The sequence below is a fragment of the Zobellia nedashkovskayae genome (assembly GCF_015330125.1).
Lineage (GTDB): Bacteria > Bacteroidota > Bacteroidia > Flavobacteriales > Flavobacteriaceae > Zobellia > Zobellia nedashkovskayae.
The window spans coordinates 1,807,644-1,820,341 of sequence record NZ_JADDXR010000002.1 but is presented as its reverse complement, the minus strand read 5'-3'; the positions used below and the strand labels follow the sequence as shown (position 1 = coordinate 1,820,341).

The window sequence follows — 12,698 nt, the reverse complement described above, 5'->3', positions numbered from 1 at the left end:
TTAAACACACAGAAAAAACACTATTATGAAATTCAGGTTTATACTAGTCTTACTTGTTGCCATGGGAGCACTATCCCTTCATGCACAAAATGCAGATTCTCTTTACTTCAGACAACATTATGACCTAAAGGAATACCGCATACCCATGCGAGATGGCGCAGAACTTTTTACAGCTGTTTACACTCCAAAGGACAAGTCTAAAGATTATCCTATTTTATTAAATCGTACGTGTTACAACGCTAGTAAATATTCAAATTACAATGCCTTCGATTACCCTTCGAGATATTTAATCGAGGATGGTTATATATTGGTGTATCAAGATGTGCGCGGAAGGTACATGTCCGATGGTGAGTTTGATAACATGCGCCCAAATATCCCTGGAAACAACCGTAGGAACAAGAAGGATATTGACGAGAGTTCGGATACCTACGATACTATTGATTGGATGATTAAGAAAATCAAAGGTAACAATGGTCGTGTTGGTATGTACGGCATTTCGTATCCTGGCCATTATACAGCTGCTGGAATGATAGATGCGCATCCTGCGCTCAAAGCATCTTCTCCGCAAGCACCAATTGCCGATTTTTTCTTTGACGATTTTCACCACCAAGGTGCATACTTAGAAAGCTACACAGCTGCTTTTGCCGTTTTTGGTTACCAAAAGGACAGCCTAACAAGAGACTCATGGTATATGGATAAATTAATGCGCTTGTATGAAAATCCTGCAGCAGATGCCTACGATTTCTTCCTGAAACTTGGCCCGCTAAAGAATATCACCAAGAACTATCATCATGATAATTTCTTCTGGAACCAGATTGTGGACCACCCCAACTATGATGAGTTCTGGCAAAAAAGAAACATTCTTCCTCATTTAAAAAATATAGATCATGCGGTCATGACTGTTGGAGGATGGTTTGATGCCGAAGATCTTTATGGACCTTTAAATATTTACAAAACAGTTGAAGCTACCAGTCCAAAAGCGAAAAATAGTATTGTTATGGGCCCTTGGGACCATGGCGCATGGGCTCGGGAGAAAGGAAAGACAATCCACAACCATATTTATTTTGGGGATAGCATATCATCGTTTTACTTAAAAAATATTGAAAGTAAATTCTTTGCACACCATTTAAAAGATGACGGCCCAGACACCTTGCCTGAAGCCTATATGTTTGATACCGGAGCTAAGAAATGGGAAACTTTTGATGCTTGGCCTCCAAAAGAAATTGAACCCATCAGCCTTTATTTTGGTGAAAACGGAAAACTAAGCATCAATAAACCAATTGATGAAAAGGCGGTCTTTGAATACACTAGTGACCCACAGAAGCCGGTACCCTACACTTCACAGATAGAAGGATTGACTTTCACCCCTAGAAGATATATGTCAGATGACCAAAGGCAAGCTTCAAGACGCCCAGACGTATTAACCTTTGAAACAGATGCTCTTAAAGAAGATAGAGTTTTGGCTGGTGAAATAATGGCGAAATTAAAAGTAGCCATGACAGGAACAGATGGAGATTTTATTGTAAAACTAGTAGACGTTTACCCGGATGACCATGAACAATACGAGCATAATCCTGATAACATTATTATGGGAGGTTACCAGCAGCTTGTTCGTGCCGAAGTTTTTAGAGGTAGGTTTAGAAACAGTTTTGAAAATCCCGAACCATTTGTTCCCGGTGAGCCAAGCGATGTAAATTTCAGACTACAGGATATATTACATACGTTTAAAAAAGGCCATCGTATTATGATACAGATTCACAGTACTTGGTTTCCATATATTGACCGTAATCCGCAGAAATACGTAGATAATATATACAAAGCCGATGAGGAAGATTTCATAAAATCTACCATTCAAGTATTTGGATCTTCATCCGTAGAGGTGGGTGGTACTCAAGATTGTTGTGCCCCAGAGCCGTTTCGGTCTTCAAATGAAAAAATAATAAAAGACTAGCGTATCGCTCCAAAACTAATACTTTTGTGGTATCATTTTTGGAACATTTATATTATGAAAAAATATCTTTTTGTATTCACTTTGCTTTTTGCCTTTTGTGCACAAGCCCAGCATACCATTTCCGGAACATTTTCACCTGCTAGCAAATACAAGTATTTATTAGCTTATAGACTAAAGGCCGGTTCGCAGTCTTTCATTGCAAACACCACTATTAAGGATGGAAAGTTTACACTGCAAATACCGGAGAACGCTAAAACAGGTATGTACCGTTTGGTATATGCTGTTCCACAAGATGAGTTCTATTTTGATGTTATTTACAATGGTAAAGAAGATGTTGAACTAGCTTTTGATGCTACGCAAGGTGTTTCCTTTATCTCATCAAAGGAAAATAAAATCATGTCTTCTTATTTTCAGACCATAGGTTCTTCTGTGGAGCAGTTGGTAAATTATTATATAGAAGGGAAGTCAGACAAAAAGGAATTCAAAGAATGTACCAGCCAGTTAAGAGCTGTCCAAGAAGCCTATGAAGAGCAAGCAAAAGGTTTAATGGTCGAAAACTTCATTTTAGCGAACAAACCTTATATTCCAGCTGAATTTGAATCTGTTCAAGAGTACATCGCCCATAAGAAAGATCATTATTTTGACTACTTAAAGGTTGATAACGAGGTTTTACAGGCTTCTGATTTTTTAACGGATAAGTTGAAGAATTACGTTTTTACGGCTTTACCTGCAGAACAACTATCTTCTACCGAAACCGAAAAGGCTATTCAAGCTAATATTAACAAGGTAAACACCAAACTTGCACCGGTAGCGGATGCTTATAAATTTGATGTGTTTTACAACTTATGGAAAATGAGTACTAACGGCGGACTTAACGAAACCACAGATTTTATTTACGATACCTACTTAAAATCTCTTGCCACTGCCTCAAGCGACCCAAACAAAGCCCAAGAATTAGCATCTCAACATCGTTTACGTATTGGTGCGAAAGCACCAGAACTGGAATGGACAGCTGCTGATGTTCAGAAGAAATTGAGTGCAATGGAAGGTGCAGAGAACTATCTCCTTGTTTTCTGGAGCAGTACGTGTTCTCATTGCCTAAAGGAACTTCCCGAGCTTCATAAAGAATTGAAAAAGTATCCAAAGGTAAAGGTCATTGCGGTTGGTTTAGAAGACAACACGGACACATGGGTACCGGAATCTTCCAAATTACCTGCCTTTGAGCATGCTATTGCTTTAGGAAGATGGGAAAGTAAGTATGCTAGATTATATGACATTCGTTCAACGCCAACATATTTCCTATTAGATTCCGATAAGCGTATTATTGCTAAACCGGAGAGCGATAAGGGAGTAATAGAGCTGCTAAAAAAGTAACCCTTAAAGCATTTTCAAATCTTTTATAGTCTTGAAAGCCACATCTACTTGTTTATCATCAACTAGGATGGTAAACTCGTTGGTTGTAGAAATTACCTCGTAAAGTACAATCCCTTCCCAAGCTAAGCGCTGGAATATGAAGTAATAAATTCCAGGAACGGATACGTTTTCCGCTGGAAGCTTCACGGTAATAGATGATAAGTTCGTAGCCTTCTGCGTACACTTCTCATTCTTGAAAAGATCTTCTACCGTACCATCTAGGCTATTGCTTACCACAATATTCAGTTCATTTACACCACGAGAAGAAGTATAGAAAACATCTTTGTTCTTATTTACTTCCTCCAATAGTTGGCTTTGGTTTTCAAGAATGGACTCAGAAACTAAAAAAGTAAAATCAGTGAGTGATGAGCGCACTGTAATCTCACCAATATTCTTTAAAACTTTGATTATTTTGTGAGTCGCCCTAAATTCTAAATCATCTGAAAGGCGTTTCAAAGCCATTACAATTGCTCCGTTGCGAATGTCTTTTCCTAATTCGTTCTCAATTTCTGGTTTTACAATCCTAGAAAGTGATGTTAAATTGATAATGCCTTGTGCTAGTGCACTTTGCAAGAAAGGCTTCTTTTTAATGTACTGTTCGACTACGGAAGAAATCGTTTTCATGGGTTCACAAATATTGGTTGCTGGACAAAAATAACATATTGTTATAAATAAAACAAATTGTGTTGTAATGTTCTTTACCTATTTTTTTGGAAAATCAATTATCACGGTAAATACGGGCGATTTTCAATGGAAATCTTGTTTTAAAATAAGTTAAAAATGATAAAAAGCACTTTCTAAATGCTCTATTTTGAAGATTTTAGGGTTCTTCAAAATGGTAATTACATCAAAACGGACGTCTACATCTAAATCATTGTCAGTAATGTAGAAATCTGCAGCAGTAACCAAAAGCTTAATTTTTTTTGATGTTATCGTTTCTGCAATAGGTATAATTTGATCATTACTACGGGCACGCACCTCTACAATAACCACTACGCCATCCTTTTGGGCTATGATATCTATTTCGGCTTTTAAATAACGGTAATTTTTATGGAGAATTTTATATCCCTTTTCAAGCAAAAAATTGACTGCCAGTTTCTCTCCTTCTTTACCAAATTCATTATGTTTTCCCATATGAGCACCTCTAAGTCTTAATAAAACGTGTAATTCATCGAAAAAGCGTGTAAAACGACATCAATAATTTAATTGCCGTCGTAAATCATATAACAGTATGTCGAAAATACCAGAAAACACATACTATCCAAAATCTTTGTGCGTTAAGAACTAGCCCCAAACACATGAAACTGTTCTTTAAAGCCTACGAAAATTATGGAATATTTTGTTAACTGTAATACGTCGCCTTTGGCATCGTATACTACTCCCTTAGACAGAAACAGGGCGGCTCACCTATACAGAAGACTGGGATTTAGCGCTTCGGTTGAAACTATTAACCAAGCCGTTGGTTCTACTGCAGAAACCATTGTAAATGCAATAATGTCTCAAGCGGCGGGTGCGCCAACTATACCCAAGCCCGAATGGGCAGATTGGAACAACAGCAATTACCCAGAAGATGATACTTTACGAAGTCAACTAAAACGAACGCAAGAAGACGACTTTAGTCTAGCCTACGCTGAAAGCATGCTGGACAACAACCTTCGTGATCGTATGAGCTTTTTCTGGAGCAATCATTTTGTTACAGAACTGGATATATACCAATGCACGCCGTTTCTTTATAGTTACGTTAATTGTCTACAACGGAATGCACTAGGCAATTTTAAAACATTCACTAGCGAAATTGGGATTACGGATGCCATGTTATATTATCTAGATGGAGTTTATAATAATGGGCACAACCCCAACGAAAACTACGCAAGAGAACTTTATGAACTTTTTACCTTAGGTGAAGGTAACAACTATACTGAAGAAGACATTGTGGAAACCGCGCGTGCCCTTTCAGGTTATGTTGAGCGTGGCGAGTTAGGTTGTGAGCAGGTAACTTTTGACCCAGAAAAACATGATGCGGACAGTAAGACCATTCTAGGTCAAACAGGCAATTGGGGCTATGATGATGTTATTAATATCCTGTTTGAACAACGTTCTGCAGAAATAGCAGGTTTTATCTGCAGAAAATTATACGAGTTTTTTGTACACCCAGATTCTAACGATAACGCTGGTAACGCCCAGGTTATAATTTCTGGAATGGCGGCTACGTTCATTGCTAACGATTTTGAGATTGCCCCTGTACTTTCACAATTATTTAAAAGTCAGCATTTCTTTGATGATGAGGCTATTGGTGTAATCATCAAGAGTCCTTATGACTTCTATTTTAATATACTTAAAGAAAGCAGTTTTAGTTATGACGATACCGTTTTAGCTAGCCTTATCAATTATAGCGGACTTCTTAGTCAAAGAATGTTTGACCCATTTGATGTGGCGGGTTGGCAACGGAACCGTTCTTGGATAAATACCAATTTTATGATTGGCCGATGGTTGACCATTGAGGCTATCATGGAAGAATTCTTTGATTCCGATGATGAGCAGTTTAGAACCTTTGGACTATCACTAGTAAGTGTAGATGAAGGTAATGCAAGTAATCCCGATGTGGTAGCAAGAGCAATCATTGATTTTATTTTACCCAAAGGTTTACTTAACGATTCAGAATACAATAAAGCATATGTCATTTTTAGAAGTGACGTTCAAGAACAATACTATGAAGGCGGCTCAACACCAAGTTGGACCTTGCAAACCTCTATGGAAGGTCCTACCCAAGTATATCTACTCTTACAATATTTAGCCAGACAACCCGAATTTCAACTAAAGTAAACCTACTACTATGTGCGATACTCACCACACAGATCCCCATAAAGGCCTAGAACACGATGGCCACGATCAAGAACATAAATCTTGGAGCAGACGCTCATTTTTACAGGCTTTAGGAATTGCCGGTTCTGGCTCCATGATGCTAGGCAGTAATATGCTTACCGCTTCTGCACCATCGCCCTTAACAGCGGCAATAGCCAATTCAGAAACGGATAAAATTTTAATTTTAATTCGACTTTCTGGCGGAAACGACGGACTTAGCACCGTTATTCCTATTGAACAATACGATTCGTATGCCAAAGCACGACCGAATATATATATTCCTGAAAGTAAAGTTTTGAAACTTACCGATGAGTTTGGTATACCTTCTTATATGAAGTCCTTGCAACCTATGTGGAGCGAAGGTCAGTTTAAAGCTGTTCATGGTGTAGGATACGAAGGCCAAAGTCTATCGCATTTTACGGGATCCGACGTTTTTGCTAATACCGATTTAACCTCAACGGGTTTCAGCGGGCTCAACACAGGTTGGATGGGAAGGCATTTTGAAGAATGTTACCCAGATTATCTCGTATCCCCCCCACCTGCACCGGCTGCCATTCAAATTGGTCAGTTTGGAAGCTTGGTTTTTCAAGGAGATGAAACTAATTATGCATTTGTAACCTCAAATGTGGAACAACTAGAAGAAATAGCAGAGTCCGGTGTGCGTTACGGTCTTGAACAAGAATTGTTCAACGATTGTATGTATGGTGATCAATTGCAATTCTTAAGAGGAGTTGCCAATACCACATATGAATATTCGGGGGTAATTCACGAAGCATGGTCGCGTGGTGCAAACCAAGTAGAATACCAAGAAAATAGTTTTGCAAAACAATTAGCCCTATTGGCCCGATTGATAAAAGGAAATTTAGGGACTAAGGTTTATATGATTTCTATGAATGGTTTTGACACACATGGTAACCAGCCTTTGGCTCATGAGCGTTTAATGAGCAACCTTTCTATTGCTATTGATAATTTCTATGAAGATTTAGCATATACGGAACAAGATGACAATGTGCTTAGCATGACGTTCTCAGAGTTCGGGAGACGTATTTTTGAGAATGGTTCTAACGGTACCGATCATGGTAAAGCAGCACCTACTCTATTTTTCGGACCTGGTTTGCAAGGCAGTGCTTTTGTAGGCGAACATCCTACACTTGATAATCCTGATGGCAGAGGAAACTTAGAATACACAATGGATTTTAGAGATTTATATGCCACCGTTTTAGCAGAATGGCTTTGTGTACCCATACCTCTAGTAGAGCAACATTTATTAGGACACACGTACGCTCCGGTAAATCTTGGATTTAACTGTAGTGGTACTGATTTCCCTGACGTTGTTTATAGCGATGGAGAACCAACAATACCTACGTCAGAAAATGGCGGATTGACCGATAAACCTGTGGTACCAAATAGCGAACAGCTGAACTCCATAGTTCATAAACCGTTCTACCCTACGGACAACTCGCCACATATCTACCTAGAAATGCCGGTAACGGCCCATGTAGATATTCAGCTTTTTAATATTATAGGGCAAAAAGTGGGTACCATCAGCAACGCAATCATGTCCGAAGGTGTTAACGAAATTAATATTAAGGAAAATATTCCAGGTCATTTGGCTGCGGGTAAATACATTTATCGCATTCAAGTACAACAGCATAAAATGAGTAAATCTGTAATGGTTGCATAACCTTACCGTATTCATTTCATAAAAAAAACCTTCGCTATGGATGACCATTGGCGAAGGTTTTTTTATTTACTTTCCGTCTTATCTCAAGAAAAGACTTTGTCTACTATACTTAAGTCAATTTAGACTTATTATTTTTAGTCGTGAACGATAGTTCTTTTGAAACACGAGAACCTTTACTCTTATAAAGTCGGGCAACATCTTCTTTTTCTTGACTATTTGTTACCGCTTCCACTTCTTCTTTAATGTCCTCTAAAATTTTAAATTTGTTTGGGTTTCCTGTACTCATGGTTTATGTGTTTAAGTTAATGGTTAAATAAGGGGCTCTATATATAAAACTGAACCATTCCCAAATTCGTATACATCTTCGTTGAACTGCAGGACCGCTTCCTATTCAATTTAAAATCATCCTTTTTAACTTTCATTTGCTCACTAACAAATCCACTTGTGTAATGCTGTGCAAAATCAGTACTTTTGCACCCTAATTCGAAATCAATGGCCGAGAAGCTTAAACACCCAGAGAGATATACCATTACCGCCGCGTTGCCTTATACAAATGGCCCAATACATATTGGTCATTTGGCCGGTGTTTATGTGCCTGCAGATATTTACGCACGCTATTTACGCTTAACTGGCAATGATGTTGCTTTTGTATGCGGAAGCGACGAGCATGGTGTTGCTATCTCAATGAAAGCTAAAAAAGAGGGTATTACTCCTCAAGAGGTCATTGATAAGTATGATGGAATTATTCGTAAGTCTTTCGAGGATTTTGGCATCACTTTTAACAACTACTCTAGAACATCTAGGGAAATTCATCATAAAACCGCTTCTGACTTTTTTGTAAAGCTTTATGAGCAAGGCGATTTTATTGAAGAAACTACGGCACAATTGTATGATGACGAAGCGAAACAATTTCTGGCCGACCGTTTTGTAGTTGGTACTTGCCCAAAGTGTGGATATGAAGAAGCATACGGCGATCAATGTGAAAATTGCGGTTCTACATTGAACGCAACGGACCTTATCAACCCAAAATCTACTATTACTGGCACGGTTCCGACCACTAAAGAAACCAAACATTGGTTTTTACCTTTGGACCGATATGAAGATTTTCTAAAAGAATGGATTTTAGAAGGTCATAAATCTGATTGGAAACCTAACGTTTATGGCCAATGTAAAAGCTGGATCGATGATGGACTAAAACCACGTGCTGTAACCAGAGATTTAGACTGGGGTATTCCCGTACCTGTAGAAGGTGGTGAAGGCAAAGTACTTTATGTATGGTTCGACGCACCTATCGGTTATATTTCATCTACCAAAGAATGGGCAGCCCGCGAAGGAAAAGACTGGGAGCCCTATTGGAAAGATGAAAATACCAAGCTTGTTCACTTTATAGGAAAAGACAATATAGTTTTTCACTGTATTATCTTCCCTTCCATTTTAAAAGCCCACGGCGATTATATTTTGCCTGAAAATGTTCCAGCAAATGAGTTCTTGAATCTAGAAGGCAACAAGCTTTCCACTTCAAAGAACTGGGCAGTTTGGTTGCATGAATATTTAGAAGAATTTCCGGATATGCAAGATGTACTTAGGTATACCTTAACCGCGAACGCTCCTGAAACCAAGGATAACGATTTTACTTGGAAAGATTTTCAAGCTAGAAACAACAACGAACTGGTTGCTATACTCGGAAACTTTATAAACCGTGTAGTGGTCTTAACCAATAAATACTATGAAGGTATTGTCCCTGCTCCTTCTGAATTTTCTCAGGTAGATAAGGAAACTTTAGAGTCACTTCAAAAATTCCCTGAAACCATTTCTAGCTCTATAGAGCGATATCGTTTTAGGGAAGCAGGTCAAGAACTTATGAGCTTAGCACGTCTGGGTAATAAGTATTTGGCAGATGAAGAACCATGGAAAGTAGTCAAACAAGATGAAGAACGTGTTAAGACAATTATGTTTGTTGCTCTTCAGATTGCAACGGCCTTATCTGTATTAAGTGAACCGTTTTTACCGTTTACCGCTAAAAAACTTAAAAATATATTAGCTATTGGCTCTGGTGAAGTTGAGACCTCTTGGGCAGAAGTTTCTACCAAAGAAACCTTACTTCCTGCTAATCATAAAATCAACAAGGGCGAGCTACTCTTTAGAAAAATAGAAGATAGCGAAATACAAGCTCAGTTAGACAAACTTGAAGCCACAAAAAAGGCCAACGAAAACGCGAATAAAGAACTTATGCCACAGAAAGATACTATCAATTTTGATGATTTTACAAAACTAGATATGCGTGTAGGCACCATTTTGGAAGCCGAAAAAATGCCTAAAACCAAGAAGTTATTGGTTCTAAAAGTGGACACTGGTTTGGACACACGTACTATTGTTTCAGGTATTGCAGAGAGTTTTACACCAGAAGAAATAATTGGCAAAAAAGTTACCGTTCTTATCAACCTAGCTCCTAGGGCATTGCGTGGTGTTGAAAGCGAAGGCATGATTTTAATGACCGAAAACGCAGATGGTAAGTTAGTTTTTGTAAACCCAGATGAAGATAGTGTTGGTAACGGGGAAGGGATAAGTTAAATTCCTTAAAGGCTTGCCTAAGATTTTCTCAATTGTCTCAACTATTTTCAACGGTCGTTAATAAAGTCATATGCAACTCATTTCCTTTATCAAAAAAAACACTCAACTCCCTCAAAAGAGTATTGAGAATACGGTAGAGCTTCTTAACCAAGATTGTACCGTCCCTTTTATTTCGCGCTATAGAAAAGAGATAACAGGTAATTTAGACGAGGTTCAGGTTGGAGCCATCGTGCAATTTAAAACTCAGTTTGAAACACTGGAAAAGCGAAAGACTGCAGTTTTAAAGGCTATAGAAGAGCAAAATGGATTAACTGATGAGCTTCGGCTTAAAATTCAACAGACCGATGACCTTGTTACGCTTGAGGATTTATACCTGCCATTCAAGAAAAAACGAAAGACCAAAGCAGAAACCGCCCGTAAAAATGGATTAGAGCCTCTAGCTAAAATGATTATGGCCCAAAACCATAATGATATTGAAGCGGCTGCCAACCAATATACCAATGGTGAAGTTGCCAATACTGATGAAGCTTTAGAAGGTGCTAGGCATATTATTGCCGAATGGGTTAACGAGCGGATATCTATAAGAAACCAAGTAAGGAACCAATTAGAGCGCAGTGCACTAATTGTAACAAAAGTTATCTCAACCAAGAAAGTAGATGAGAAAGCACAGAAATTCCGTGATTATTTTGATTGGAGCGAAGCTCTAAAACGATGCCCTTCTCACCGACTACTTGCTATTTTACGTGCCGAAAACGAAGGTTTTATTCGCGTAAAAATAGAAATCGATTCTGATGAGATGCTTAGGCGTATTGAAGACCGGGTTATAAAATCCAATAATTTCTGTACGCCTCATATTGAATTGGCTATTGCGGATGCATACAAGCGTTTGCTTTATCCTTCATTATCGAATGAAATCCTCAAAAAAGCAAAAGAAAAAGCAGATGATGATGCCATTATGGTATTTTCTAAGAACCTGAAACAACTTCTACTGGGAGCTCCTTTAGGTGAAAAGCGGATTTTAGCCATAGACCCAGGTTTCCGCTCAGGCTGTAAAGTAGTTTGCTTGAGCTCACAAGGAGATTTAGAACACAACGAAAACATATATCCGCATGCCCCGCAGAACAAGGATACCGAAGCCATAAAAAAAATAAGTTCACTGTGTGATGCTTATAAAATAGAGGCTATTGCCATTGGTAATGGAACGGCATCCCGTGAAACCGAGCAATTGGTAAAACGTATTCATTTTAAAAATCCTATTGAAGTTTTTGTAGTAAGTGAGGCGGGAGCATCCATTTATTCCGCTTCAAAAATAGCCCGTGATGAATTCCCCAATTACGATGTAACCGTACGAGGTTCTGTTTCTATAGGAAGACGATTAGCAGATCCATTGGCAGAGCTCGTAAAAATAGATGCTAAATCTATTGGTGTTGGGCAATATCAACATGATGTGGACCAAAGTAAGCTTCAGACTTCGCTAGATAGTGTCGTAGAGAGTTGTGTGAATTCCGTTGGAGTGAACATAAATACCGCTAGTGTTCCCTTATTGAGTTATGTATCCGGAATTGGCCCGAAATTGGCAGAAAATATTGTTGCCTACCGAAATGAAAATGGAGCTTTTACAAGCAGAACGGAAATTAAAAAAGTAGCTCGTTTGGGCGGTAAAGCTTTTGAGCAAGGAGCCGGTTTTCTCAGGATTAAAGATGCTAAAAATCCATTGGATGACTCTGCGGTTCACCCGGAAAGTTATGCTATAGTTAAAAAAATAGCCAAGGACAAAGGTATTCCGCTTACAGAATTAATAGGAAACAGTAGTGCTTTAAAAAGCGTAAAACTAGAGTCCTATTGCACGGAAACCATAGGTTTACCTACTCTTAAAGATATTGTAGAGGAACTTGAAAAGCCAGGTCTTGACCGTCGTGAGAAAGCCAAGGTTTTCACTTTCAATCAAAATATAAAATCCATTACGGATTTACAGGAAGGTCAACTATTACCGGGTATTGTCAATAACATTACCAATTTTGGATGTTTTGTTGATATTGGTATTAAAGAAAGTGGGCTTATCCATGTATCCAATTTATCTGACACCTTCGTAAAGGATGTGAACGAACATGTGCATCTACAACAACAAATAATCGTAAAAGTATTATCTGTTGATATTCCTAGAAAACGCATTCAGTTGGCCTTGCACAAAGGATAAATATATTGCCCCAAGAATAG

The 12,698-nt window shown here is 38.5% G+C and carries 9 protein-coding genes; 6 read left to right on the top strand and 3 right to left on the bottom strand.

Annotated features, from left to right (window positions below; translation table 11 throughout):
* The first annotated feature begins 25 nt into the window (after nt 1–25).
* Nucleotides 26–1,951: a CocE/NonD family hydrolase gene (locus IWB64_RS07685; protein WP_194533455.1), complete on the top strand. Its 1,926-nt coding sequence runs from the start codon at nt 26–28 to the stop codon at nt 1,949–1,951.
* A 54-nt stretch (nt 1,952–2,005) separates the two neighbouring features.
* A complete protein-coding gene (locus IWB64_RS07680; protein ID WP_194533454.1) occupies nt 2,006–3,325 on the top strand; it encodes a TlpA family protein disulfide reductase in 1,320 nt (439 codons plus the stop codon).
* 3 nt (nt 3,326–3,328) lie between these two features.
* Here IWB64_RS07680 and IWB64_RS07675 read toward each other — a convergent pair whose 3' ends face one another.
* Both IWB64_RS07675 and IWB64_RS07670 read right to left on the bottom strand, forming a co-directional pair.
* Nucleotides 3,329–3,988 carry an aspartate kinase gene (locus tag IWB64_RS07675; protein WP_194533453.1) on the bottom strand — a complete coding sequence of 220 codons (660 nt, stop codon included), beginning with the start codon at nt 3,986–3,988 and terminating at the stop codon, nt 3,329–3,331.
* A gap of 150 nt (nt 3,989–4,138) precedes the next feature.
* The gene (locus tag IWB64_RS07670; RefSeq protein WP_194533452.1) at nt 4,139–4,498 is read right to left on the bottom strand and encodes a YraN family protein; all 360 of its coding nucleotides are present in this window, start codon (nt 4,496–4,498) and stop codon (nt 4,139–4,141) included.
* 195 nt (nt 4,499–4,693) lie between these two features.
* On the opposite strand from IWB64_RS07670, the gene IWB64_RS07665 reads away from it, so the two are divergent.
* On the top strand, nt 4,694–6,187 hold the full coding sequence (locus IWB64_RS07665) for a DUF1800 domain-containing protein (protein ID WP_194533451.1): 1,494 nt from the start codon (nt 4,694–4,696) through the stop codon (nt 6,185–6,187).
* Nucleotides 6,188–6,197: 10 nt separating this feature from the next.
* Nucleotides 6,198–7,910 carry a DUF1501 domain-containing protein gene (locus IWB64_RS07660; RefSeq protein WP_194533450.1) on the top strand — a complete coding sequence of 571 codons (1,713 nt, stop codon included), beginning with the start codon at nt 6,198–6,200 and terminating at the stop codon, nt 7,908–7,910.
* A gap of 109 nt (nt 7,911–8,019) precedes the next feature.
* Here IWB64_RS07660 and IWB64_RS07655 read toward each other — a convergent pair whose 3' ends face one another.
* A complete protein-coding gene (locus tag IWB64_RS07655; RefSeq protein WP_194533449.1) occupies nt 8,020–8,196 on the bottom strand; it encodes a hypothetical protein in 177 nt (58 codons plus the stop codon).
* A 206-nt stretch (nt 8,197–8,402) separates the two neighbouring features.
* On the opposite strand from IWB64_RS07655, the gene metG reads away from it, so the two are divergent.
* Both metG and IWB64_RS07645 read left to right on the top strand, forming a co-directional pair.
* Nucleotides 8,403–10,481 carry a methionine--tRNA ligase gene (metG, locus tag IWB64_RS07650; RefSeq protein ID WP_194533448.1) on the top strand — a complete coding sequence of 693 codons (2,079 nt, stop codon included), beginning with the start codon at nt 8,403–8,405 and terminating at the stop codon, nt 10,479–10,481.
* 70 nt (nt 10,482–10,551) lie between these two features.
* Nucleotides 10,552–12,678: a Tex family protein gene (locus tag IWB64_RS07645; RefSeq protein ID WP_194533447.1), complete on the top strand. Its 2,127-nt coding sequence runs from the start codon at nt 10,552–10,554 to the stop codon at nt 12,676–12,678.
* Nucleotides 12,679–12,698: the final 20 nt, after the last annotated feature.